Source organism: Achromobacter spanius (genome assembly GCF_029637605.1).
GTDB classification, from domain to species: Bacteria; Pseudomonadota; Gammaproteobacteria; order Burkholderiales; family Burkholderiaceae_B; genus Achromobacter; species Achromobacter spanius_E.
In genome coordinates, this window is sequence record NZ_CP121261.1 from 4,822,115 (window position 1) to 4,847,828 (window position 25,714).

Below are 25,714 nucleotides of genomic sequence, written 5' to 3' on the forward strand. Positions count from 1 at the left end.
GGACCTGGCGACAGGGCGGACGGGGCGGGTGGGGGCAACCCTGCCCGCCCTGTCGCGCTTTTGGTCTTCGACTCCCGCATACGAAGCCCGAAGCCTGGTTGGGACGATCAGATGGCCTTGAAGGTCTTCAAATGAATGCTGGTCTCGGTGGCCGAGATACCCTTGAGCGTACGCAGCCGGTCCAGCACTTCGGACAACTGGTCGATGGTGGGCACGCGCAGTTCCGCCAGCAAGTCCCAGCGCCCGTTGGTGTCGTGCAGGCCGGCCACGCTGGGTTCACCCATCAGCAGGTTCACGATCTTGCGGGTTTCGTGGCCTTCCACGGCGATGCTCATCCACGCCACGATGTCGTCGGTTTCTGCCTCGGGGCGCAGCCGCACGGTATAACCAACGATGATGCCCCGCTCTTCCAGCTTGCGGATGCGGTTGTCGATGGTGCCGCGCGACACGTCCAGTTTCTTGGCCAGGGTGGCGATTGACAGGCGGGCGTTCGCGCGCAGCAGCCCAAGCAGGCTTTGGTCTAGCGTGTCCATTGCGAAAAGTGCTAATCATGGCTGTCGGAATGCCAGAATCTTAGCGTTTCGTGTGGAATGTTGTCACTATGAATTGATTTGGGCATCAGCCAGAATTTCCTTTCCATAACTTGGGGAGAAAAAAATGACGACACTGCTCACGACGTCGGATGTGGCCAACATCATGGCCTTGCAAGGCTCGCAAAAGGTCTACACCGAACTGCTCGACTACGTGCTGGCGGACTTTTTGCGATGGCAGGAATTCGACAAGTGCGCGCGCGTCGCCAGCCATTCCCCCACCGGCGTCATCGAATTGATGCCCACCGCCGACCACGAGCTCTACAGCTTCAAGTTCGTGAACGGCCACCCCAATAATCCGCATGCCGGCCTGTCCACCGTGATGGCCTTTGGCGCGCTGGCGCAGGTCAACACGGGTGAGCCGCTGCTGATCAGCGAACTGACGCTGACCACCGCCCTGCGCACCGCCGTCACCTCTGCCTTGGCCGCGCGGGCATTGGCGCGGCCGGATTCGCGGTCGATGGCCCTGATCGGCAACGGCGCGCAAGCCGAATTCCAGGCACTGGCTTTCCACACCGTGCTGGGCATCGACACGCTGCACGTGTACGACGTGGACGAAGACGCCACCCGCAAGCTGCAAGCCAACCTGGCCGCCGTCGCGCCGTCCTTGCGCGTCGTCCGCTTTGATGGCACCGCCCAGGCCGTCAAGGGCGTGGACATCGTCACCACCGTGACGGCCGACAAGGCCTACGCCACCATCCTCTGCGCCGATATGGTCGAGCCGGGCATGCACATCAATGCCTTGGGCGGCGATTGCCCCGGCAAGACCGAGCTGCATGCTGATGTGTTGAAGATGGGCCCGGTGTTCGTCGAATACGAACCGCAGACCCGCATTGAAGGCGACGTGCAGCAGATGCCCGCGGATTTCCCGGTGACGGAATTGTGGCGCGTGCTGACGGGCCAGGCGGACGGCCGCCAGAGCGCGTCCGACGTGACCATTTTTGATTCGGTGGGCTTCGCGCTGGAGGATTTCTCGGCGTTGCGCTGGTTGCGCGACAGCGCTGCACGGCTGGGCGTGGGCACGCGCATTGAAGTGGCGCCGCAATTGCAGGACCCCAAGAACCTGTTTGACGTGGTGCGCGCGGCAACCCGCGTCACGACGGGTGGCGCGGGTTGAAGGCGTGGGCTACGGCGCTTGGTTGACGGCTCCGTAGTTGACGGCCAGTAGTTGAAGAGCCTTAGTTGACGCGTGTAGTCGATGGCGCCTGGTTGTCCGCAATCACGCGGGTGGGGGCGTTTCGACCGAGGGTGTGCCGTCGTGGAACATGCCTTTTAGCAGGGTCCGTAGTTCGGGCGTGTTGGCATGTTTGTGTACGGTCGTGGCGTGCTGCACGGCGGCTTCCAGCAGTTCGTCGTCGGTATCCGCGACCAAGGCCACCGAGCAGTTCAGCTCGCTTGGGTACTCGCGGCAATCGATGTATTTGCGGCTCATGATGGGCTCCCTGCGCAGCGGCCCCAGGGGGCGGCGTGCGCGATGGAATATCCGACGCGCGGCGTGGCAGGCACCGGGCAGGATGGCGCGTCACAGCGCACCCGATGATTTGAAAAGTATAGGTCCGCGAGCAGTCAGGCGGGGGCCGCAATTGAGGGGTCGGCCCCTGTTTTGATCCGACCCCGCGATCGCACAACAACCCTACGTCGCGTCGTCCGGCGGCGTGTCGTGCGACACCGGCCGGCCCAGCAGATAGCCCTGGAAGTGCGAGCAGCCCTCTTGGGTCAGCCGCTCCAGTTGCGCGGCGGTCTCCACGCCTTCGGCGGTGGTGGGAATGTCCAGGCTGCGTCCGATGCCGTTGATGGCCCGGATGATGGCCAGCGCTTCCTTGCTGGATTCCACATCTTGCGTGAACGATTTGTCGATCTTGATCTTGTCGAAGTCGAATGACCGCAGATACCCCAGCGATGAATAACCCGTGCCGAAGTCGTCCAGCGCCACCTTCACGCCCAGCGCCTTCAGGCGGTTCAGGGTGTTCAGGTTGGAGGCGGAGTTCGCCAGCAGCACCGACTCGGTAATCTCCAGTTCCAGGCGCCACGCGGGCAGGCCTGAATTGGACAGGGCCGACTCCACCAGCGACACCAGCGCGCTGTTGGTGAACTGGGTGGCCGACAGGTTGACCGCCACGGTCTCGTGGTCATCCCAGCGCATGGCTTCGGCGCAAGCCTCGTGCAGCGTAAAGGCGCCCAGCTCGTGGATCAGCCCGGTTTCTTCGGCGATGGGGATGAAGTCGTCGGGCATGATCAGGCCCTTCACCGGATGCTGCCATCGCATCAGCGCCTCGCGGCCCACGATGCGGACATGGCTGGCATCCAGGATGGGCTGGTAATGCAATTGAAACTGCTGCCCCATGATGGCCTGGCGCAGGTCCATCTCGATTTCATGGCGCTTGAGCGCGGCGGCTTCCATCTCGGGTTCAAAAAACGCCAGGCGGTTGCGGCCGTTGCGCTTGGCTTCATACAGCGCCATGTCGGCGTAGCGCAGCAGGTGGTCGGCCGTGTAGTCCGGCGTTTCGGCCAGCGCAATGCCGATGCTGACCGTGACGGGCACGGTATGGCCGTCCAGCTCGAAAGGCTGGCGCATCGTCTCGATCAAGCGGTCGGCCAGCTTGCGCACGTCTTCCTGCTGGCCGATGTTGGGCAGCACCACGGCAAACTCGTCGCCACCCAACCGGGCCAGTGTGTCCTGCTCGCGCAGCACCTTGGGCAGGCGCTTGGCGAACAGGCGCAGCAGCTCGTCGCCGCAGGGGTGGCCCAGCGTGTCGTTCACGCTCTTGAAGTTGTCCAGGTCCAGGCACAGCACGGCGGTGCGGCGGTCGGCGGCGCGGTTTTGCAGCGCCTTGAGCAGTTGTTCGCGAAACAGCCGGCGGTTGGGCATGCCGGTCAGCGTGTCGTGGTGCGCCATGTAGCGCACCTGCGCGTGGGCGGCGTTTTCGTCGGTGACGTCGTCGGAGATCAAGAGCGCGTAGCGCGAGCGCGGGTCGCTGCTGTGGAAAACCAGTGTGCGCGTGCGCAAGGTGCGCAAGCCACGCGCGGTGACCAGTTCTTCTTCCGCTTCGCGCAGCGCGCCGTCGGAGCGCAGCGCATCGTTGGTCAAACGGTCAAAAAACTCGCAGACGGGCGCGGGCAGGCACTGCTGCGCGGTCTTGCCCAACATGTCGGCGCGCGTGGCGCCGAACGTGGCTTCGGCCTGGCGGTTGGCCAGCAGGATATTGCGCGACACGGCATCCAGCACCAGCACGCACGAAGGGATGTGCGACACCACCGCTTCCAGGAAGCTCGATAGCGAAGCCATCTCGGTGTTGTAGTGCTCGGCCAGTTCTTTGGCCCGCACAAGCTGCTGTTCGCGTTCACGGCGTTCGGTGATGTCGCGCGTGATCTTCGCAAAGCCCAGCAGCGCGCCCTGATCGTCGTGGATGGCGTCGATCACCACATTGGCCCAGAACAGCGTGCCGTCCTTGCGCACCCGCCACCCTTCGGCCTCAAAGCGGCCTTGTTCGCGGGCGGTGGCCAGTCCGCGCTGCGGCAGGCCCGACGCCTGGTCTGCTTCGGTATAGAAGCAGGCAAAGTTCTTGCCGACGATTTCTTCCTGTGTGTAGCCCTTGGCGCGTTGCGCCCCGGCGTTCCAGTTGGCGACGGTGCCGTCCGGATGCAGCATGTAGATGGCGTAGTCGACGACACCCTGCACAAGGTGCCGGTACATGACGTCGGAGTTGTCGATGATCATTGGATGTGACGGGAGCCGACCCCGCCGCGGGGCGTTGGCGCGTGGGTTGCGCGTTTGCCTGCGTGGGTCGTCCCGCAAAAAGACTGAGGGATATACGGCTTTACGTCGTATGGCGGACGATAGTTAAGCCGAGCGCCCGAAAAGGCGCAAATCTATCGAATGATGTCGTGAAAACGCAATTCATTGCATGCGTGCACGTTGCGCGCGCGTTGCGGGCATGCCTGCGCGTAGGGATGCGAATGCGCCGAGGCTTAGAGCTTTACCCGCTGCTTGAGTGCCTGCGCAATCATGCCGATGTCGATGTCCTTGCCCGGGTTCTTCTGGCAAAAGTCGTACAGCACCGCCACGTAGGCATTGCCCAGCAGCTTGGTGATGGCGCCGGCGGTGGTGGCGGCGATGGTGCCGCCCACGGCGCTGCCCGCGCCGGGTATGAATTTCAGCATGCCCGACACGAGCGACCGGCCGATCAGCGTGGCCGCCGAGGCGCCCAGGGTGGACGTGACCAGCGTGGTGATGGCGGCGGTGTCCAGTTCCATGCCGAAGGTGATGCCGATCTTGGCGATCATGCCCACCTGGATTGGCACCAGCGCGAAGGCATCGGAAAACGGGATGGGCGCGGCAGCGGCGGACGCGGCCAGGCCGGCGGCCACGTTCACCTCTATCTCAGCCCGCTTTTTTTTTACTTCCAGGGCCTTCTTGTTGCGGGTGGACAGCGCGTTGGCGTAAGCCCGCTGCTGCGACTCAGGGATGTACTCGGCCGTGACCTCGATCAGCTTGTCCAGGCCCATCGGCGGCAATTCCGCGTCCAGTTCCTCGATCCATTCCGGCAGCGCCCGCACCGCCACCACCTGCTTGGCGCGCGGCAGCAGGGTGCGCGCCTGCTCCACGAACGCGCTGTTCTTGCGCGCCTTGGTCAGCACCACCACCACGGGGATGCCGGCGTTGGCCAGCATGTCGGCAAGTTCGATTTCGGCGTCTTCCACGCGATGGCTGCTGTCCTGGATGCAAAGCCAGGCCACGTGCAGATGCTTGTCCTGGTCGTCGGACGCGGAGCGCTCCTGGATCAGGTCCGTCAACTGCTGGCGCGAGCGCGCGTAGTCACTGACTTCCAGGCCGCGCGTGTCGATGATGGTCAGCGGGTGGCCGGCCTTGGTGTATTCCTGGGTGGTCTGGGTGACGGGTTTGCCCGCGCCGGTCTTGGCCAGTTCGCCACGGAACACGGCGTTGATCAGCGTGCTTTTGCCTACCCCCGTCTTGCCCGCGATCAGGATGTTCACGCGGCCCGCGCCGCGCGTGGCCGTGCTGATGGCGTCGGCGATGGCGTCCTGCAAGGCGGGGGAGTCGGGGCGGAGAGGCGGCATGGGGTCGGCGCGAAGGCGGGAGGATTGAGCAACGATATCAGATGCGTCTGACATTCGCGCCAATAGCGATATTTTTGGCGCGGCTTGAACGAAGATCCGGGTTGATTGACAAGCCCGGCGCGTGGGCAGGCGCGCCGGGCTCAAAACAACCATTGCTGCCGTGGCAGGTGAGGAGACTTCGGACATGATGTTGGATATAGGCGTAGTGGTGATCTACCTGGCGGCCATGCTGCTGCTGGGCTGGTATGGCATGCGGCGCGCGCAGACGCATGAAGACTATCTGGTGGCGGGCCGCAACCTGGGGCCGGGCCTGTACATGGGCACCATGGCGGCCACCGTGCTGGGCGGCGCCAGTACGGTGGGCACGGTGCGGCTGGGGTACACGTACGGCTTGTCGGGGTTCTGGCTATGCGGGACGCTGGGCCTGGGCATCATCGTGCTGAACCGGGTGCTGGCCAAGCCCTTGCTGAAGCTGCGCATCTTTACCGTGACGCAGATCCTGGAACGGCGCTTCAGCGCCGGCGCCAAGCACGTCAGCGCGCTGGTGATGATGGCCTATGCGCTGATGCTGGCGGCAACCTCCGTCATCGCCATCGGCACGGTGATGGAAGTGCTGTTCGACCTGCCGTTCTGGTTGGCGGTGGTGGTGGGCGGCGGCGTCGTCGCGGTGTATTCGGCGCTGGGCGGCATGTGGTCGCTGACGCTGACCGACATCGTTCAGTTCGTGATCAAGACGGTTGGGCTGATGTTCGTGTTGCTGCCCATCTGCCTGTTGCGGGTCGGAGGCTGGGACGAGCTCGTTGCCCGGCTGCCCGCCGCCAGCTTTGACCTGACCACCATTGGCTGGAGCACGATCATCACGTACTTCGTCATCTACTTCCTGGGCATCCTGATCGGCCAGGAAATATGGCAGCGCGTGTTCACCGCCCGCGACGAGCGGGTGGCGCGGGTGGCGGGCACCGCCGCCGGCTTGTACTGCATTGTCTACGGCCTGGTCGGCGCCTTGATCGGCATGACGGCCCAGGTGCTGCTTCCCGGTCTGGCAAACGCCAACAACGCCTTCGCGGCCATCGTGCAATCGCAGTTGCCGGAAGGCATACGCGGGCTGGTCATTGCGGCGGCGTTGGCGGCCATGATGTCGACCGCCAGCGCCACGATGCTGGCCACGGCCACGGTGCTGGCCGAAGACCTGCTGCCGGCCCTGCGTGGCGGGCGGTCTTTCAAGGACCTGCGCGTGCACCGCGTGATCACGCTGCTGGCGGCGCTGTCGGCGGTGGGCATTGCGCTGGTGGTCGACGACGTGCTCAGCGCGCTGACCTGCGCCTACAACCTGCTGGTGGGCGGCATGCTGGTGCCCTTGTTGGGCGCCATCTACTGGCGCCGCGCGACCACGGCAGGGGCCATTGCCAGCATGTTGCTGGGCTGCGCGGCCGCGATCGTCTTCATGGTCAAGGACGGCCTGGCGGCTAACTCGCCGATCTATGCGGCGCTGGCGGCCAGCGCGGCCAGCTTTGTGCTGATCAGCCTGATGGGGCGCGCCAGCGCGCCTTATCGCCAGTCGGCGGCAGCGCCAGCGGATGCCGACTGATCCATGCCAACCCGGTGGCGCCAACTCATCGGCGCCACCTTGTCGATCCTCCCTTATTGACCCCATTCAGGAACACACCATGCGCTTTACCCCGGAACGCCTTGCGGCGTTGCGCGCCCGCTTCGGCGGCGACAACGAAGCCTCCATCCATGACGCCCACTTTCGGGCGGTGGCCGCGAACATCATCGACAACAGCGGCACGCGCAGCGCGCCCTATGCGGGCATGCCCACCCTGCTGGACGCGCCCGCCCGATACATCGACTGGCAGTCGCCCGACTTCGGCGACCTGCAGGTGGCGCTGGCCGGTGTGCCGATGGACCTGGGCGCCAGCAATCGCAGCGGTTGCCGCTTCGGGCCGCGCGCCTTGCGCGCCATTGAACGGGTCGGCCCGTACAACCACGTGCTGCGCTGTACCCCCACGCGCGACCTGCGCGTGGCCGACATTGGCGATGTGCCCATGCGCAGCCGCTTCAGCCTGGAGCAATCGCACGAAGATATCGAAAGCGCCTATGCCCGGATCCACGCGGCGGGCGTCATTCCCGTGTCGGTGGGGGGCGACCACTCCGTCACATTGCCGATCCTGCGCGCCTTGGGCCAGCGCGAGCCGGTGTCGCTGATTCACTTTGACGCGCATTGCGACACGGGCGGGCCGTTTGACGGCAGCCGCTTCCATCATGGCGGCCCGTTCCGCCAGGCCGTGCTGGACGGCGTGCTGGATCCCACCCGCACCATACAGATCGGTATTCGAGGGTCGGCGGAGTACCTGTGGGAATTCTCGTACGAATCCGGCATGACGGTGGTGCATGCGGAAGACATCGCGCGCGTGGGCGTGCCCGCGGTCATTGCCCGGGCGCTTGACGTCGTCGGCGGCACGCCGGTGTATGTCTCGTTCGATATCGATTGCCTGGACCCCGCCTTCGCGCCGGGCACGGGCACGCCAGAGGTCGGGGGTGTGACGGTGCGCGAAGCGCAGGCGATATTGCGCGGGCTGGCTGGCATCGACATCATCGGTGGCGACGTGGTCGAAGTGGCGCCCGCCTATGACGCCACGGCGAATACGGCGCATGCGGGGGCGCAGATTCTGTTTGAAATCCTTAGCCTGGTCAGCCGTCGGCACGCCGCCTGACGGGGTCGGATCGCCGCGCTGGATATACGCTTGCATTTGCCTATCGCTTTGGCGCAAAAGGTAATGGAAGGTACCAGCGCGGTGGGTCGCGTGCGTGCCCGGGTTTAGTACGACGGGCACGGTGCCGATGCACGGAAATGGTGCCGAATTGGCGCATTCGGGGCTCTCCGTTCCGCTATGCGGGAAGCCGGCTTCCCGCCGCACGCACGGCCCGAAATGGGGGGCGAATCTGCCCATTCCACGCTGTTACATCTCAAATGTTTCTAAGCGCCTGGGACGGGGGGCGTCTGCGTAGAATCAGCGCCTCGTAAGGTTTCGCCGCGCTTTCAGCGGCACCATTCATGACCCCGTTTGCCCTCGTTCCTCGTCTGCTTCGCTCGCGCCCCTTGACCAAGGGATTTCGCTATCTCTACCGCTATACCCGCGACGGGGCCTATCGGCACAACGAAACGCTTTGGCCGCTGGTGAAGGTGCGCCGTGACGGGCATGAACGCCTGGTGGCGTGCGACCTGGTCGGCGTGCGTGGCCCGGCGACACTACCGATGACGCAGGTGCCGCAAGACATACCCGGCGACGCGCACCTGATTCTTAGCGGTCCCTCTGTTGCCCAGATCGACTATGCGCGGTGCCACCTGGGCACCGTCATGGGGGTGAACGGATCGATCGCGCTGCGGCGCGCGCATCCCACGCTGCGCTTTCATTACTACGCGATGCTGGATGCGGGCTTCGTCAAGCGTCGGCGCGATCTGGTGGCCGACGTGCTGTCGCAAGACCTGCTGCTGTTCGTCACGCCCGAGGTATATCGCTGGATCTCGTTCCTGTTCGATGCGAAGGCTGTCCGCTGCCGTATCGCGCTGTTCGAGGAAGTGCACCAGCGTGCGCTGCAACCGCGCGCGCAGCCGGACGAGCTGGCTGCGCAGTTGGCAACAGACCCCGAGCTGGTGCTGTTTGACGCCCACAACCCGCAACACGCGCACGGCTTCAGCCTGAACCCGGCGCGCGGGCTTTTCGGGGGCGGCACCGTTGCCTACACGGCCTTGCAACTGTTGGCCTGGATGGGCGCTCGCACGCTGTACCTGCACGGGCTGGACCTGACCGCCACGGCCGGTCCGCGTTTTTATGAACACCCCGGCGCGCAGTTGGCCACCGCGCTGGACCGGCAGTTTGCCGGACACATCGAACCCGCGTTCCGGCAGGCCAGCCGCCTGCTGACCGCGCGTGGCGTCAAGGTCTACAACCTGTCCGTCGACAGCCGCCTGGGCGAAGACGTGTTCGAAAAGCGGCATTGGAGCTGTTTGCTCAATCAAGGGGAATCTCCGCCTTCCCCGCAACGGCTTTCAGCCCTCTCATGATGAAAATTCTCTACACCAACTTCCACCAGGGCGATGGGGGCGGTCACACCACCTACGTCATGTCCCTGGCGCGCATGTTGCGCCAGCGCGCCCAGATCACGGTCGCCGCGCCGCGCGGCAGCCGCCTGCTGGCCGAAGCGGACGCCTTGCCCGGCGTGCATTCCTTCGAACTGGAATTCAAGGGCCGGCCCTTCCAGCAATTGGGCGCCTTGCACCGCCTGCGCACGCTGCTGCGCAAGGAGCGGTTTGACGTCATCCACGTGAACGGCTCGGCCGACCATCGTCTTTGCATGCTGGCCACCGTGGGCATGGGCGCCAAGCGCCCGTTCATCGTTTACACGCAGCACAACGACCGCAGCGCCAAGAGCCTGGGCGTGCGCGTGCGGGCCAAGTGGGGTACCAACCGTGTCATCTGCGTGTGCGGTCATACGTTCGGGCGCATGAAGGACTCGGTTTTCCGCGACGAAGATCTGCGGGTGGTGCATAACGGCGTGGATACGCAGAAGTACCAGCCTGCTACCCCCGAACAAGCCGCGCAGGCTCGCGCCGCGCTGCTGCCTGAGGGCATGCGGCGCCGCTTCGTGATCGGCAGCAACGCGGGCACGGCGTCCTACAAGAATTGGCTGGACATGGTCACCGCCGTGTCGCTCCTGCCCGAGCATCAACGCGACCAGGTCGTGATTCTGATCGCAGGCAAGGAGCCCGATGCGGAACAGCGCCAGCGCGTGGCTGATCTGGCCATGACGCATCAGGTGGTGTTCACGGGGCTGCTCGACGATGTGCGTCCGGTTCTGGCCGCGCTGGACGTGGGCTTTGTGTTGTCGTCCCGGCTGGAGACGATTTCGTTCGCCTGCCGCGAAATGATGGCGGCAGGCAAGCCGGTCATCGTCAGCAAGGTGGGCGGCCTGACCGAGAACGTCACCGACGGCCGCAACGGCTGGGTGGTGGCCCCGGGAGCGGTAAGCAGCGTCATGATGACGGTGTCCACCATCCTGAACGACCGTCGCGTTCTCGCGCCGATGGGCGAGGACGCTCGCAACACGGCGCTGCGGGAGTTTTCGCTGGCGCAGTTTGTCGGCCAGACCGAGCAGGTGTACCTGGAGGGCAGGACGCCAGTCCGTCAATTCGGACTGACGACCTGACCCGATCCCGACTCGCGGGCTACTCGCTATACGACTTCGTGCTGTACAGGCTGACGGGCAGCAGGTTCAGTACCGGCAGGCCGGACACCGGGTCCTTGGCCTGCTTGTCGATATAGGTCTGCAGGACGTCGGCGTCCAGTACGCCGATGTCCTGGCGGCGTTCGGCGGGCACGTTGGCAAGGGTCTTGTACCCGTCACCGCCCGTCGCATTGAAGCTCAGCACGAACAGCTTGTAGGTGCGCGCGGCATTCAGCGGTTGCCAGGTGGAGGTGGCGGCATCCAGCACTTCGATGTTGGTCACGCGATTGCCTTGCGCCTGCGCGCCATTCACGTCCCAACGCAAGCCGCCCGTATACGGGTAGGGGCCGGTCGACCCGCCCGCGCCGAAGACCGCCTGCATGCCGTCTTCCAGCATGCCCTTGACCTCTGCGCCCGTGATGTCCAGCCGCCACAGCATGTTGCCGAACGGCACCACCTCGATCACGTTGGCCGCGGTGACGTTCCCTTGAAGCGCCACGCGCACACCGCCACCGCTTTGCAGCGTGATGTCGGCCCCGCCGTAGTTGGCGTTGGCGACGTCCAGGTACGCTTGCGCCACCAGTTGCTGGATGTCGCCGCCGCGCAGGTCCACGCTGCCCAAGGTGTTGCAATCCGCGCTTGAGCGGCTGCGGTCGCGGGTCAGGCCCGGCACGCGGCGCGAGCACAGTTCCTGCGGCACGGACGCCACGACGCTGGCGCTGAACACGTCGACCTTGTCCTTGAAGGGCTGTAGTACCGCGCTGGCCTGGGCGTCCGGCGGCTGGATGCGCAAGAAGCCGCTGGCCGCCACATCGGCAAGCATCGCGGTGTTGTCCACGGCGGCGGGCGCGGCGCCGGCCACCGTCAGCGTGTCGCCCATCAGCACATGGGGTGTGCCGGCGCATTCGGTCACGTCGCCGTTGGCATCGAAGCTGACCTTCAGCTCGCCCACCACCTGTGAATATTCCCAAGCCTGCACCAGGCAGACGCGCTTGCCGTCCTTGTTCTGCAACAGGGTCGGATAGGCGCCCGCCGGCGTGCCCACGCCGTAGTCCACCATGGAATCGGGGCCCAGCAGGGTGTGCGAATCGCCGCCCACCACCACGTCCACGCCGCTCAAGGTGGGGATGATCCGCTTGTCGTAGTCATAGCCGATATGGCTCAGCACCACGATCTTGTTCACGCCCTGGGCGCGCAGCGCATCGATCTGCGTTTGCGCCGCGATGGCTTCATCCGAAAACAGCGTGCCGGCGTCCGGGCTGGACGACTGTTGCGTCTTGTTGGCAATGGTCAGGCCGATGAGGCCGATGGACTGGCCATCGCGCTGCAGCACGATGGACGGCTTGACCAGGCCGGGCGCGCGCGACGGATTCAGTGCGGACCCGTCGGCAAAGCTGACGTTGGCGCTTAGCAAGGGGGTCTGGCACGTGCCGGCGTGCAGCAGGTCGATAAAGCGCTTCAAGCCGCTGTCGCCCTTGTCGAACTCGTGGTTGCCGACGGCCATCGCGTCAAAGCACACGGTGTTCATCATGGCCGCGTCGGCCTCGCCGGGTTCGCCCGCGCGGTTGAAGTACAGGGTGCCGGTATTGGCGTCGCCGGCGTGCAGCTTCAGCACGTTGGCGGACTCGGCCGCCAGCGCGTTGATGGCGCCGGTCACGCGCGGAAAGCCGCCCACGTCCACGTTCGCCGTCACCGGCGTGCCGGCGGCGTTCTTGAGTTTCAGGTCTTTCTTCTTGCTGTCCAGCGTGGAGTGATGATCGTTGATGTGCAGGATCGTCAGTTCCATCGGCCGGCTGGCGGCCGGTTGTTCCGGCGCGGGCTGTTCCGGCGCGGGGCTGCCGGACGCGTCGTCATCATCGTCGTCGCCACCGCAGCCGGCCAGCAACAGGGCGCTCAGCATGGCGGCGCCCGCGGTCCTCTTCCACGTATTCATTCGTGTGATCCCTCGTTGTTGAAGGGCGAATGGTTGCGTTGGAAGATGACGTGAAGATGAATGACAACGCTGTCATGAAAGCGCGAGGCGCTGTCTTGCGCATGTCATAAAAAAAGGTCCGGCGCAGGGTATGCGCCGGACCTTTTGATACCGCGATAGACGCGGAACTTAGAAGTGGATCACGGTGCGGATCGACTTGCCTTCATGCATCAGGTCGAAGGCTTCGTTGATGCGTTCCAGGGGCAGCGTGTGGGTCACGAACGGGTCCAGGTCGATCTTGCCGCTCATGGCGTCTTCGACCATGCCTGGCAATTGCGTGCGGCCCTTCACACCACCGAACGCCGACCCGCGCCACACGCGGCCGGTGACCAGTTGGAACGGGCGCGTGCTGATTTCCTGGCCCGCGCCGGCCACGCCGATGATGATGCTTTCGCCCCAACCCTTGTGGCAGCATTCCAGCGCCGCGCGCATCACGTGCACGTTGCCGATGCACTCGAACGAGAAGTCCACGCCGCCATCGGTCAGTTCAACAATGACGTCCTGGATGGGCTTGTCGTAGTCCTTGGGATTGATGCAGTCGGTGGCGCCCATGGCGCTGGCCAGCACGAACTTGTTCGGGTTGGTGTCCACGGCGATGATGCGGCCGGCCTTGGCCTGCACCGCGCCCTGGATCACGGCCAGGCCGATGCCGCCCAGGCCGAACACGGCGACCGTGTCGCCTTCCTTGACCTTCGCGGTGTTGTGCACGGCGCCCAGGCCGGTGGTGACGCCGCAGCCCAGCAGGCAGACTTTTTCATGCGGGGCGGCGGGGTTGATCTTGGCCAGCGAGATCTCGTTGACGACCGAGTATTCGCTGAAGGTCGAGCAGCCCATGTAGTGATAGAGCGGCTTGCCTTCGTAGCTGAAGCGCGAGGTGCCGTCGGGCATCACACCCTTACCTTGCGTGGCGCGCACCTTCTGGCACAGGTTGGTCTTGCCGGACAGGCAGAACTTGCATTCGCGGCATTCGGCCGTGTAGAGCGGAATGACGTGGTCACCGGGCTTCAGGGAAGTGACGCCTTCGCCCACTTCCACGACGATGCCCGCGCCCTCGTGGCCCAGCACGGCGGGGAACAGGCCTTCGGGGTCGTCGCCGCTGAGCGTGAAGGCGTCGGTATGGCAGACACCGGTGTGGGTGATCTGCACCAGCACCTCGCCGCGCTGCGGGGGCGCGACGTCGATTTCAACGATTTCCAGCGGCTTGCCGGGTCCGAATGCGACTGCTGCGCGTGATTTCATAGTTGTGCTCCACGAATGTCGGGGGAATTACTTCAAATAGGAACGGACGATGCGCATCAGCTGATCGACTTCGGCTGCGGCGTCGATCCCGGCGTGTTGCGGCCCGCCCTGGGCGGATTGCAGAAAGGTTTCCCGGAGATGGCTTTCCAGCACCTCGGCCATCAGGCCGGTGGCGGCGCCGCGCAAGGCGGCCAGTTGCTGTAGCAGCGCCCCGCATTCCGTGCCCTCGTTGACCGCGCGTTCCAATGCTAACGCCTGCCCCTGGATACGGCGCAAGCGGGTGACGACACGTTTTTTTTCTTCCGGCGAATGCGGCACGGCAGGCTCCGAAAACGATACAGGGGGGGAGTATAAGGAAAGCCGCGCTTAATTCGCAAGACATGTGTACCTGTCTATACTGGAGGCCGATTTTTTCACCGCGCTTGGGGTCATTGTCCCAGCGACGCCCACCCAGGATGCTTCCGTGGCTTCTCCTCCCCCCCGATTGCCCGCCCAGACCAACGCTCTGCCCGCGCCCCTGTATGCGCAGGTCAAGCAGATGATCGCCCAGCAGATCCGCACCGGCGCCTGGCCCGCGCATTACCGCGTGCCATCGGAAAGCGAACTGGTCGACGAGCTGGGGTTCAGCCGCATGACGATCAATCGCGCGCTGCGCGAGCTGACCGCCGAAGGCTTGCTGGTGCGGATGCAGGGGGTGGGCACGTTCGTGGCGCAGCCCAAGGCGCGGTCGGCGCTGTTCGCGGTGAACAACATCGCGGATGAGATCGCGGCGCGTAATCATCACCATCACAGCCGCGTGGTGCGCCTGGCCGAAGAGCCGGCCGGCCCCGAGCAGGCCCAGGCGCTGGAGCTGCGCCCGGGGCAGCCGGTATTCCATTCCGTGATCGTGCATTTTGAAGACGACGTGCCGATCCAGTTGGAAGACCGTTACGTCAATGTGCGGCTGGCGCCCGACTACCTGAAGCAGGACTTCACGCAGCACACCCCCTACGAATACCTGACGCGCGTGGCACCGCTGAGCGAAGGCGAGCACGTGGTCGAGGCCATTCTGGCCAAGCCGCGCGAATGCCAGTTGCTACAGATCGAACGCAACGAACCGTGTTTGCTGATCCGCCGCCGTACGTGGTCGGGCGACCGCGCGGTCACGCTTGCGCGCTTGATCCACCCCGGGTCGCGCCATCGTCTGGAAGGCAAGTTCACGACATGACACCGCGCAATATTCGTTTGTATCGCGCCGCCGATTATCCGCGCATGCCGTGGAAGAATGGCGGGGGCATCACGCAAGAGGTCGCCTGCAACCCGAGTGGCAGTAGCGCTGCGTTTGATTGGCGCTTGTCGATTGCCGACGTGGCGCAAGATGGGGGATTTTCGACGTTCAATGGCTATCAGCGGGTTATTACCGTGCTTGAAGGCCAGGGCATTCAGTTGACGGTTGATGGCCGCGAACAAACGCCGTTGACGCCACGCCAGGTCTACGCATTCCCGGGAGATGCGCGGGTCGATTGCCGTTTGCTGGACGGGGCGATCCGGGACTTCAACTTGATTTACGCGCCCGACCGCTATCAGGCCAGGCTGCATTGGGCGTCGGCGGCTTGCGTGTTCCACAGCGCCGCGCCCACCGTGCTGGTGCTGAGCGCGGGCGGTAAGCTGGTGGTGCGCGTGAATGGTGAGGCGCACGCGCTGCCGTCACGGTATGACTGCCTGCACAGTGATGGGCGGGTTGAGCTGGTGGAATATCGGCTGGAAGGCGACGTCGATGCGTGCGTGATCGAGCTGACGCCCCGGTAGGATGGGTGAAGCGCGAACAAACAATGAAAAGAACCCACTGCGGATCGCGCGTAACCCATCAAGCAGCGGTTGTCCTGTGGCCGGCTTCGTTTAGCAAGCGGTTACGCTGTGGCCGGCTTCATCTAGCATGCCGTTGTGCTGTGGCTGACTTCGTTTAGCATGCCGTTGTGCTGTGGCTGGTCCTGTTTAGAACCCTGCGCTGCCTGATGGGTTTCGCGCGTTGAGCGGTTGAGTTTTTGCCTTGAGCCTTGCGCGCTGCACCCATCCTACGGGCGCATCGTAGGATGGGTGCAGCGCGAACAAATCCCAACAAGAACCCCACTGCGGATCGCGCGTAACCCATCGATCAACCGTCCCCAAAACACCCTCCATCCATTCGGGTATTCCCTTATCCAAATTTCGCTTATCTAGGCTTGTATATACAACCCTAGGCATCCTATGATGCGGGCAACCGCCGCGGGTGAACTTCGCGGTTGAACCGATCAAGGAGACTCTCTTGGACCAATCGAACCGATACCGCGATGTCGTGATCCGTGCCGCGCGCGGCAATAAGCTGACCGCCAAGAGCTGGCTGACCGAAGCGCCGTTGCGCATGTTGATGAACAACCTGGACCCGGACGTCGCCGAAAATCCCAAGGAACTGGTCGTGTACGGCGGCATCGGCCGTGCCGCGCGCAACTGGGATTGTTATGACAAGATCGTTGAATCGCTCACCAACCTGAACGACGATGAAACCCTGCTGGTGCAGTCGGGCAAGCCGGTCGGTGTGTTCAAGACGCATGCCAACGCGCCGCGCGTGCTGATCGCCAACTCCAACCTGGTGCCGCACTGGGCCACCTGGGAACACTTCAACGAACTGGACGCCAAGGGTCTGGCCATGTACGGCCAGATGACGGCGGGAAGCTGGATCTACATCGGCAGCCAGGGCATCGTGCAGGGCACCTACGAAACTTTTGTGGAAGCCGGCCGCCAGCACTACGGCGGCAACCTGACCGGCCGCTGGGTGCTGACCGCGGGCCTGGGCGGCATGGGCGGCGCGCAGCCGCTGGCTGCCACTCTGGCGGGCGCGTGTTCCCTGAACATCGAATGCCAGCAGACCAGCATCGACTTCCGCCTGCGCACCCGCTATGTGGACGAACAGGCCACCGACCTGGACGACGCGCTGGCGCGCATTGCCGCGTACACGAAGGAAGGCCGCGCGGTGTCCATCGCGCTGTGCGGCAACGCCGCCGACATCCTGCCCGAACTGGTGCGCCGTGGCGTCAAGCCCGACATGGTCACCGACCAGACCAGCGCGCACGATCCGCTGAATGGCTATCTGCCCGCCGGTTGGACCTGGCCGGAATACCGCGAACGCGCCAAGCGCGAGCCCGCCGCCGTCATCAAGGCCGCCAAGCAATCGATGGCCGTCCACGTGCAAGCCATGCTCGCCTTCAAGCGCCAGGGCATTCCCACCTTCGACTACGGCAACAACATTCGCCAGATGGCCAAGGAAGAAGGCGTGGCCGACGCCTTTGACTTTCCCGGTTTCGTGCCCGCCTACATCCGGCCGCTGTTCTGCCGGGGCGTGGGCCCGTTCCGCTGGGCCGCGCTGTCCGGCGACCCGCAAGACATCTACAAGACCGACGCCAAGGTCAAGGAACTGATTCCGGACGACGCGCATCTGCACCGCTGGCTGGCCATGGCGCGCGAGCGCATCAGTTTTCAGGGCTTGCCGGCGCGCATCTGCTGGGTGGGCCTGGGCCAGCGCGCGAAGCTGGGCCTGGCCTTCAATGAAATGGTCCGATCAGGCGAACTGTCCGCGCCGGTCGTCATCGGCCGCGACCATCTGGATTCCGGGTCGGTCGCCAGCCCCAACCGCGAAACCGAATCCATGCGCGACGGCTCGGACGCCGTGTCCGACTGGCCGCTGTTGAACGCCTTGTTGAACACCGCCAGCGGCGCCACCTGGGTGTCGCTGCACCATGGCGGCGGCGTGGGGATGGGGTTCTCGCAGCACTCCGGCATGGTCGTGGTGTGCGATGGAACCGACGAGGCCGCCGAGCGCATCGCCCGCGTGCTGACCAACGACCCGGCCACGGGCGTGATGCGGCATGCGGACGCGGGGTACGACATCGCCATCGACTGCGCGAAAGAGCAGGGCTTGAACCTGCCCATGGTCACGGGCCTGCGCTAAGGCCGCACCCGTTCCCATTCCGCCAACCCGCGTGGGGCCACGATCGGCAACGATCGGCCCCACGTCATCCACGAGGCAACGCGATGGTGCAGGCAAGCGAGGCAGGGTCCACGCCGCTGATCGAGCGGCGTTCCATCGACTACATTCCGGCGTCCGAACGGCACGGCAAGCTCTACAGCCAGTTCACGCTGTGGATGGGCGCCAACCTTCAGATCACCGCCATCGTCACGGGTGCGCTGGCGGTGGTGTTGGGTGGCGACGTGTTCTGGTCCTTGATCGGGCTGTTCATCGGCCAGGTGCTGGGTGGTGTGGTGATGGCGCTGCATGCGGCGCAGGGGCCGAAGCTGGGCTTGCCGCAGATGATCTCCAGCCGCGTGCAGTTCGGCGTGTATGGCGCGGCGATTCCCATCGCACTGGTGTGCCTGATGTACCTGGGCTTCACGGCCACGGGCACGGTGTTGTCGGGCCAGGCGCTGGGGCAGTTGTTCGGCGTGAGCGACACCATCGGCATCTTGCTATTCGCGTCGATCATCGTGGTGGCCACGCTGTTCGGCTATCGGGTCATCCATATCATCGGGCGTGTCGCCACTGTGTTCGGCCTGATCGCGTTCGTGTACCTGTTCAGCCGCGTCATCGCCGTGGGCGATGTGGGCCAGTTGCTGCAGATCCGGCATTTTGCGTGGGGGCCGTTCCTGCTGGCCGTGTCGCTGGCCGCGTCCTGGCAGATTGCCTATGGGCCGTATGTGGCTGACTACTCGCGCTACCTGCCCAGTTCGACCTCGTCGATGAAGACGTTCCTGGCGGTAGGGCTGGGCTCCGTACTCGGTGCGCAGACTGCCATGGTGCTGGGCGTGCTGGCCGCGGCAATGTCGGCGGGGCAGTTCGCGGGGCGGGAAGTCGCGACCATCGTGGGCCTGGGTGGCACGGGAACCATGGCGGCGCTGCTGTACTTCAGCATCGCGTTTGGAAAGGTCACGATATCGACGCTGAACTCCTACGGCAGCTTCATGTGCATCGCGACGATCGTCAGCGGCTTTCGCGGACATGTCGAGATCACGCGGCGCCAGCGCGCGGTGGCCGTGTTGTTGATCGTGGGCGCGGCCACGGCGGTGGCCTTGGTGGGCCAGCATTCCTTCCTGAACGCATTCAAGTCCTTCATCCTGTTCCTCCTGGCCTTCTTTGTGCCCTGGAGCGCGGTGAACCTGGTGGACTATTACTTCGTGAATCGCGAACGCTACGACGTGGCCGCGCTGTCCGACCCCAACGGACGCTATGGCCGATGGAACTGGCCCGGCATCCTGGTGTACGCCTTTGGTGTCTTGGTGCAGATGCCGTTCATCTCGACCAAGCTTTATACCGGCCCGATGGTCGAACGCCTGGGGGGCGTGGACATCTCGTGGGTCGTCGGCCTGATCGTTCCCAGCATTCTTTATTACCTATTTGCCCGTCGCGATACGCGGCTTGCGGCGCACGCGCCGGCATGACGGCCGGCCTGACTACCCCATTGCAAGACGCCGAAGCACCGGCGCAGGAGAAGAAAATGGAATTGCACTTGAAACCCGGCCACCTCACCTTGGCCGATTTGCGGCGTGTCTATCAGGAGCCGGTCCGCTTGACGCTGGATGCGGGCGCGGCGGACGCCATTGACGCCAGCGTGGCCACCGTTGAACGGCTGATCGCCGAGGGCCGCACGGTGTATGGCATCAACACGGGCTTTGGCTTGCTGGCGTCCACCAAGATCGCGCGCGAAGACCTCGAAGCGCTGCAAAGCTCCTTGGTGCGCTCGCACGCGGCGGGCGTGGGCGAGCCCCTGGACGACGCCATGGTGCGACTGATCATGGTCTTGAAGATCAACAGCCTGGCGCGTGGCTATTCCGGTATCCGCCGCCACGTTATCGACAGCCTGATCGCGATGGTGAACGCGGGTGTTTATCCGCATATACCGCTTAAGGGGTCGGTGGGCGCGTCGGGTGACCTGGCGCCGTTGGCGCATATGTCCATCGTGCTGTTGGGCGAAAGCCGCGCCCGTTATCAAGGCGAGTGGCTGCCCGCGCAGGAAGCGCTGGCGCGCGCCGGCCTGGTGCCGCTGACGCTGGCGGCCAAGGAAGGGCTGGCGTTGTTGAATGGCACGCAAGTGTCTACGGCCTACGCCCTGCGCGGCCTGTTCGACGCCGAAGACATGATGGCGGCCGGGCTGGTATGCGGCAGCCTTAGCGTGGAAGCCATGCTGGGTTCGCGCGTGCCCTTCGATGCGCGCATCCACGCCGCGCGCGGCCAGCCGGGCCAGATCGCGGTGGCCGGCGTCTATCGCGACCTGCTGGGCCAGGACAGCGAAGTCGGCCATTCGCACGCCGATTGTGAAAAGGTGCAGGACCCCTATTCCCTGCGCTGCCAACCCCAGGTGATGGGCGCCTGCCTGACGCAGATCCGCCACGCGGCGCATGTGCTGCAAATCGAATCCAACGCCGTATCCGACAACCCGCTGGTGTTCGTGTCCCAGGGCGACGTGATTTCGGGCGGCAACTTCCATGCGGAGCCCGTGGCTATGGTGGCGGACAACCTGGCCTTGGCCCTGGCCGAAATCGGCGCGCTGTCCGAACGGCGCATTGCGTTGATGATGGACAAGCACATGTCGCAGTTGCCGCCGTTCCTGGTGGCCAAGGGCGGTGTTAATTCGGGCTTCATGATTGCCCAGGTGACCGCCGCCGCGCTGGCCAGCGACAACAAGGCGCTGGCGCATCCAGCCAGCGTGGACAGCATGCCCACGTCAGCCAACCAGGAAGACCACGTGTCGATGGCGCCCAACGCCGGCAAGCGGCTCTGGGCCATGGCTGACAACGTGCGCGACATCCTGGCCATCGAATGGCTGGGCGCGTGCCAGGGGCTGGATTTCCGCGAAGGCTTGAAGACGTCGCCCCAGCTTGAACAGGCACGCCGTGTACTGCGCGAGCAAGTGCCGCACTACGAAGAAGACCGCTTCTTCGCGCCGGACATCGCCGCCGCCAGCAGCCTGATATCGGCGCAGGTGCTGAACGGGCTGATGCCCTCGGGGCTGCTGCCCAGCCTTTGATTTTTACTGGCGGCCGGCGTCTGACGGCCGCATCCCCGCGCTGTGCGTACGCGTCCGTAGAAGGCGCCCGCACGGCGTGATGCTGCACGCCTATAACAATTACGGAGACGGAAATGCAAGCTGAAACGCAGGATCTCAAACGGGGGCTGAACGCCAGGCACATACGCTTCATGGCGCTGGGTTCGGCCATTGGGACCGGCCTGTTCTATGGATCGGCCAAGGCCATCCAGGAGGCCGGGCCTTCGGTGCTGATCGCCTATCTGATTGCCGGCGCGGCCGTGTACATGGTGATGCGCGCCTTAGGCGAAATGGCGGTCAGAAACCCCGTGTCCGGGTCCTTCGGGCAGTACGCCACCAGTTACCTCGGCCCCATCGCGGGCTTTTTGACTGGCTGGACGTATGCCTTCGAGATGATCATCGTCTGCCTGGCCGACGTGACAGCCTTCGGCTTGTACATGGGGTTCTGGTATCCGGACGTGCCGCGCTGGATCTGGGTGCTGTCCATCGTGTTCTTCATCGGTGCCATCAACCTGTGTTCGGTCAAGGTGTTTGGCGAACTGGAGTTCTGGTTGTCGTTGCTGAAAGTGGGCGCGATTATCGCCATGATTGCCGGCGGGCTGGGCATCATGCTGTTCGGTTTCGGCTTGAACGTGGATAGCGCGGCGACGGGTGTGCATAACCTGTGGGAGCACGGCGGCTTCATGCCCAACGGCGTGGGCGGGCTGATCGCGTCGCTGGCGGTGGTGGTGTTCGCCTTTGGCGGCATCGAAATCATTGGCATCACGGCGGGCGAAGCCAAGGACCCCGGCCGTACCATCCCGCGCGCGATCAACGCGGTGCCGCTGCGCATCCTGCTGTTCTATGTGCTGACGCTGTTCGTGCTGATGTCCATTTTTCCGTGGACGCAGATCGGCAGCCAGGGCAGCCCCTTCGTGCAGATCTTTGACGGGCTGGGCATCAAGTCGGCGGCCACTATCCTGAATATCGTGGTGATCTCGGCCGCCGTGTCGGCCATCAACAGCGACATCTTCGGCGCGGGCCGCATGCTGTATGGCATGGCCCGCCAAGGCCAGGCGCCGCGCGGCTTCGCGGCGGTGTCCGAATCCGGCGTGCCGTGGATGACGGTGGTGGTGATGACCGTTGCGCTGCTGCTGGGCGTGTTGCTGAACTACCTGATCCCCGAAGACGTGTTCGTGCTGATCGCCTCGATTGCCACTTTCGCTACCGTGTGGGTGTGGCTGATGATTCTGTTGTCGCAGGTGGCGATGCGGCGCAAGATGAATCCCCAGGAGGTCGCGGACCTGAAGTTCCCGGTGCCCTTCTGGCCGGTCGGGCCGCTGCTGGCCATCGCGTTTTTGGTGTTCGTGATCGGGGTGCTGGGGTATTTTCCGCGCACGCAGATGGCCTTGGTCGTGGGCGCGGTGTGGATTGCGTTGTTGTGCGTGGCGTACCGCTACCTGGTTCTGCCGCGCGGTCCCAGTGGCGGCATCCCGGTGCCGGTGGCGCAGGGGTCCGACTGATGGGTCTGACTGACCGAGCACGGCGCCCGCCACTCCCGGTGGCGTGGCGCCGGTTTCAAGGAGTATGTGCATGAGACAGATCTGGCGACATTGCCACGCCGCCACCATGGCAGGCGGGGCCTACTCAGTGATTGAAGGCGCGGCCATCGTGACCCATGCCGATCGCATCGAATGGATCGGCCACGAAGCGGACCTGCCGCCAGTGGATGCGGCGCAGGAACACGACCTGGGCGGCGCGTGGGTGACGCCCGGGCTGATCGACTGCCACACGCACCTGGTCTTTGGCGGCAACCGCAGCAAGGAATTCGAGCAGCGGCTGCAAGGCGTGGACTACGCAAGGATCGCGGCGCAGGGCGGCGGCATCGCCAGTACGGTGCGCGCCACGCGCGAGGCCTCCGAAGACGCGCTGTATGTCAGCGCCCGCCAACGCGCGCTGCATCTGCTGCGCGATGGCGTAACCACGGTAGAGGTCAAGTCAGGCTATGGCCTGGACCTGCCCAATGAACGCAAGATGCTGCGCGTGGCGCGGCGCCTGGGCCAGACGCTGCCGATGACGGTGCAGGCCACCTGTCTGGCGGCGCACGCGCTGCCGCCGGAATTCGCGGGGCGCGCGGATGACTACATCGACGACGTGGCGCGGCGCATGCTGCCGGTGCTGGCGGCCGAAGGGCTGATTGATGCGGTCGATGCGTTTTGCGAGCATCTGGCGTTTTCCCCCGAGCAGGTTGAACGGGTGTTTCAGGCCGCCAAGCATCTGGATCTGCCCGTGAAGCTGCACGCCGAGCAATTGTCTTCGCTGCATGGCGCCACGCTTGCCGCCCGCTACGGGGCCTTGTCCGCGGACCATCTGGAATACCTGACCGAAAGCGATGTGCGGGCGATGGCCGACGCCGGCACCGTGGCGGTGCTGTTGCCGGGCGCGTTCTACGCGCTACGTGAAACGCAGTTGCCGCCCTTGGACCTGCTGCGCCGCCATGGCGTGCCCATTGCCATTTCAACCGACCTGAACCCGGGCACTTCGCCCGTGTTGTCGCTGCGCTTGATGTTGAGCATGGCGTGCACGCTGTTCAAGATGACGCCGGAAGAAGCGTTGGCGGGCGCCACGGTGAACGCGGCGCGCGCGCTGGGCTTGCATGCCACGCACGGCGCGCTGGAAGTCGGCAAGGTGGCGGACTTTGTCGCCTGGCGCGTGGCGCATCCGGCGGAGCTGGCGTACTGGATCGGCGGAGATATCCCGAAGCGCGTGATCCGTCATGGCGCGCTGGTGGAAGTGGCGGCGCTGGCCTGATGCCGCCTGGGTTCCGGCCAGCGCGCCCACTTCCCGTCAGGCCGCGATAGCCATCTGCCGTTGGTCCTGGATCAACGTCGGCAGGCGGAACGCGCTGACGGCGCCTTGCAGGCGTTGCGCCTGGGTTTCCAGCGACATGGCGGCTGCCGCGGCTTCTTCCACCAGCGCGGCGTTCTGCTGCGTGACCTGGTCCATCTGGTTCACGGCGGTGTTGACCTGGTCGATGCCCGTCACCTGCTCCTGCGACGCTGTGGCAATGTCATTGACCAGCAGCGTCAGGCGTTCGATGGTCTCCAGGATTTCCTGCATGGTGTGCCCGGCCGCTTCGACCTGGGCCGAGCCGGCCTGCACGGTGGCGCTGGACGCCGACAGCAGTTGCTTGATCTCTTTCGCGGCCCCGGCGCTGCGCTGCGCCAACGACCGCACTTCGGCGGCCACCACGGCAAAGCCCTTGCCTTCCTCGCCCGCGCGTGCGGCTTCGACCGCCGCGTTCAGCGCCAGGATGTTGGTCTGGAAGGCAATGCCGTCGATGACGCCGACGATGTCTTCGATGCGGCCCGAATCCTGCGCAATCTCGCGCATGGTGCTGACCGCTTCCTGCACGGCCATGCCGCCGCGCTGCACCACCTGGCTGGCGGTGGCCGCCATCTGGTTGGCCTGGCGGGCGTTCTCGGCGTTGCTGGTCACGGTGGACAGCAACTGTTCCATGCTGGCGGCCGTTTCTTCCAGCGACGCCGCCTGTTGCTCGGTGCGGCTGGACAGGTCCTGGTTGCCGGCCGCGATTTCGCTGGAACCGGCGTTGATCTCGACCACGCCCTCGCGCACGGCGTGCACGGTATGCACCAGGCTGTTCTGCATTTCCTGCAGATAGGGAATGAGTTGCCCCACGCAGTTCTTGCCATACGAGGCGATGGGCGTGGTCAGGTCGCCGCCGGCGATGCGCTGAAAGTGGGCTTTGACCATATCCAGCGGGCGTCGCACGAATATCACCACGTAGCGGTCGCCCAGCACCAGCAGCAACAGGCAGACGCCGAGCACGCTGCCCATGCCGACATAGGCCTGCTGGCGCTGGGCGGCGGCGTCTTCCCACATTTGCGTTTCGCGGTCCTTGGCATAGGCCTCGTAGTTTTCCATGCTCTTGCCGAAGGCGCGGCTGGCCGACACCACGACCGTGGAGGCGTGCTCGCGCGCACGCGCGATGTCGCCCGCTTCCAGGTGCTGGCGTTGCACCGCGATGCCGCCGTTGACCAGCGCGTCAAAGCCCGCTTGCATGGGTTGCAGGATGGTGTCGGGGGCGTCCTTGGTGGCCAATTCAATAAAGATGGCCTGCTGCTTGCGCGCTTCGGCAAGCGCGCTGTCGATGCTGCGGCCTTCTTCGGCCGCCTTGGCGGCCTGGCCTTCGGCGGCATATTCCAATTGCCGCGACAAGCGCAGGCGGGCGCGCATGATCTGGTCATTGACCCGGGATAGCGCCGAAACCTCGTGCAGCAGGTCGCCGCTGGTGGCAAGCGCTTCCCCGGCGCTGCGTAATCCGTTGACGCTGATGGCTGACAAGCCCGTGACCAGCGCGCTGATGGCGAGCAGGGTGCACAGAATCATGCGTCGGATCGTGATGTCTTTCAGTAACTGTGTCATAGCGAGTCGTCCGATATACAGCGAGTGCTGCACTACGAACAACGACGCCGCTCAGGGGATATTTAGCAACTGTTTCACAACTTACGAATATATCGGTCCGTTCGACGAATATATCGATAGATGCTGCAACA

20 protein-coding genes are annotated in these 25,714 nt (G+C 64.8%); 12 read left to right on the forward strand and 8 right to left on the reverse strand.

Going from position 1 to position 25,714, the window contains the following annotated elements:
- Positions 1–107: 107 nt before the first annotated feature.
- On the reverse strand, positions 108–533 hold the full coding sequence (locus P8T11_RS21480) for an Lrp/AsnC family transcriptional regulator (protein ID WP_268080113.1): 426 nt from the start codon (positions 531–533) through the stop codon (positions 108–110).
- Between the two features lie 124 nt (positions 534–657).
- Here P8T11_RS21480 and P8T11_RS21485 point away from each other — a divergent pair, with 124 nt between their 5' ends.
- Entirely contained in the window at positions 658–1,707 is a 1,050-nt protein-coding gene (locus P8T11_RS21485) for an ornithine cyclodeaminase (RefSeq protein ID WP_268080112.1), read from the forward strand.
- Between the two features lie 102 nt (positions 1,708–1,809).
- On the opposite strand, the gene P8T11_RS21490 is transcribed toward P8T11_RS21485, so the two are convergent.
- From P8T11_RS21490 to P8T11_RS21500, 3 genes are all read right to left on the reverse strand, one after another.
- Entirely contained in the window at positions 1,810–2,022 is a 213-nt protein-coding gene (locus P8T11_RS21490) for a DUF1059 domain-containing protein (protein ID WP_100853435.1), read from the reverse strand.
- 201 nt (positions 2,023–2,223) lie between these two features.
- The gene (locus tag P8T11_RS21495) at positions 2,224–4,308 is read right to left on the reverse strand and encodes a putative bifunctional diguanylate cyclase/phosphodiesterase (RefSeq protein WP_268080111.1); all 2,085 of its coding nucleotides are present in this window, start codon (positions 4,306–4,308) and stop codon (positions 2,224–2,226) included.
- 251 nt (positions 4,309–4,559) lie between these two features.
- Positions 4,560–5,669 (reverse strand): YcjF family protein, encoded by a 1,110-nt coding sequence (locus P8T11_RS21500; protein ID WP_268080110.1) that lies wholly within the window; start codon positions 5,667–5,669, stop codon positions 4,560–4,562.
- A 184-nt stretch (positions 5,670–5,853) separates the two neighbouring features.
- Here P8T11_RS21500 and P8T11_RS21505 point away from each other — a divergent pair, with 184 nt between their 5' ends.
- From P8T11_RS21505 to P8T11_RS21520, 4 genes are all read left to right on the forward strand, one after another.
- Positions 5,854–7,257 (forward strand): sodium:solute symporter, encoded by a 1,404-nt coding sequence (locus tag P8T11_RS21505; protein WP_268080109.1) that lies wholly within the window; start codon positions 5,854–5,856, stop codon positions 7,255–7,257.
- A gap of 79 nt (positions 7,258–7,336) precedes the next feature.
- Entirely contained in the window at positions 7,337–8,383 is a 1,047-nt protein-coding gene (gene speB, locus P8T11_RS21510; RefSeq protein ID WP_268080108.1) for an agmatinase, read from the forward strand.
- Positions 8,384–8,724: 341 nt separating this feature from the next.
- Positions 8,725–9,735, forward strand: coding sequence for a hypothetical protein (locus P8T11_RS21515; RefSeq protein ID WP_268080106.1), 1,011 nt, complete (start codon positions 8,725–8,727; stop codon positions 9,733–9,735).
- Entirely contained in the window at positions 9,735–10,877 is a 1,143-nt protein-coding gene (locus P8T11_RS21520; protein ID WP_268082301.1) for a glycosyltransferase, read from the forward strand. The genes P8T11_RS21515 and P8T11_RS21520 overlap by 1 nt, the downstream gene beginning before the upstream one ends.
- A gap of 19 nt (positions 10,878–10,896) precedes the next feature.
- Here P8T11_RS21520 and P8T11_RS21525 read toward each other — a convergent pair whose 3' ends face one another.
- The 3 genes from P8T11_RS21525 to P8T11_RS21535 form a co-directional block, all read right to left on the reverse strand.
- Entirely contained in the window at positions 10,897–12,828 is a 1,932-nt protein-coding gene (locus tag P8T11_RS21525) for a bifunctional metallophosphatase/5'-nucleotidase (protein WP_268080105.1), read from the reverse strand.
- Between the two features lie 168 nt (positions 12,829–12,996).
- Entirely contained in the window at positions 12,997–14,106 is a 1,110-nt protein-coding gene (locus tag P8T11_RS21530) for an S-(hydroxymethyl)glutathione dehydrogenase/class III alcohol dehydrogenase (RefSeq protein ID WP_100853426.1), read from the reverse strand.
- Between the two features lie 27 nt (positions 14,107–14,133).
- Positions 14,134–14,424 (reverse strand): metal/formaldehyde-sensitive transcriptional repressor, encoded by a 291-nt coding sequence (locus tag P8T11_RS21535; RefSeq protein ID WP_277549680.1) that lies wholly within the window; start codon positions 14,422–14,424, stop codon positions 14,134–14,136.
- 145 nt (positions 14,425–14,569) lie between these two features.
- Here P8T11_RS21535 and hutC point away from each other — a divergent pair, with 145 nt between their 5' ends.
- The 7 genes from hutC to hutI all read left to right on the forward strand — a co-directional run bounded on the left by hutC (position 14,570) and on the right by hutI (position 23,948).
- The gene (hutC, locus tag P8T11_RS21540) at positions 14,570–15,313 is read left to right on the forward strand and encodes a histidine utilization repressor (RefSeq protein WP_268080104.1); all 744 of its coding nucleotides are present in this window, start codon (positions 14,570–14,572) and stop codon (positions 15,311–15,313) included.
- A complete protein-coding gene (locus tag P8T11_RS21545) occupies positions 15,310–15,894 on the forward strand; it encodes a HutD/Ves family protein (protein ID WP_268080103.1) in 585 nt (194 codons plus the stop codon). Before hutC ends, P8T11_RS21545 begins: the two co-directional genes overlap by 4 nt.
- Before the next feature lie 496 nt (positions 15,895–16,390).
- Positions 16,391–18,070 carry a urocanate hydratase gene (gene hutU / locus P8T11_RS21550; RefSeq protein WP_268080102.1) on the forward strand — a complete coding sequence of 560 codons (1,680 nt, stop codon included), beginning with the start codon at positions 16,391–16,393 and terminating at the stop codon, positions 18,068–18,070.
- An 83-nt stretch (positions 18,071–18,153) separates the two neighbouring features.
- On the forward strand, positions 18,154–19,554 hold the full coding sequence (locus P8T11_RS21555; protein ID WP_268080101.1) for a purine-cytosine permease family protein: 1,401 nt from the start codon (positions 18,154–18,156) through the stop codon (positions 19,552–19,554).
- 56 nt (positions 19,555–19,610) lie between these two features.
- Entirely contained in the window at positions 19,611–21,140 is a 1,530-nt protein-coding gene (gene hutH / locus P8T11_RS21560; RefSeq protein WP_268080100.1) for a histidine ammonia-lyase, read from the forward strand.
- Positions 21,141–21,253: 113 nt separating this feature from the next.
- On the forward strand, positions 21,254–22,660 hold the full coding sequence (locus P8T11_RS21565; protein WP_268080099.1) for an amino acid permease: 1,407 nt from the start codon (positions 21,254–21,256) through the stop codon (positions 22,658–22,660).
- 70 nt (positions 22,661–22,730) lie between these two features.
- Positions 22,731–23,948, forward strand: a complete 1,218-nt coding sequence (gene hutI / locus P8T11_RS21570) for an imidazolonepropionase (RefSeq protein ID WP_268080098.1) — start codon at positions 22,731–22,733, stop codon at positions 23,946–23,948.
- A 36-nt stretch (positions 23,949–23,984) separates the two neighbouring features.
- On the opposite strand, the gene P8T11_RS21575 is transcribed toward hutI, so the two are convergent.
- The gene (locus P8T11_RS21575; RefSeq protein WP_268080097.1) at positions 23,985–25,583 is read right to left on the reverse strand and encodes a methyl-accepting chemotaxis protein; all 1,599 of its coding nucleotides are present in this window, start codon (positions 25,581–25,583) and stop codon (positions 23,985–23,987) included.
- Positions 25,584–25,714: the final 131 nt, after the last annotated feature.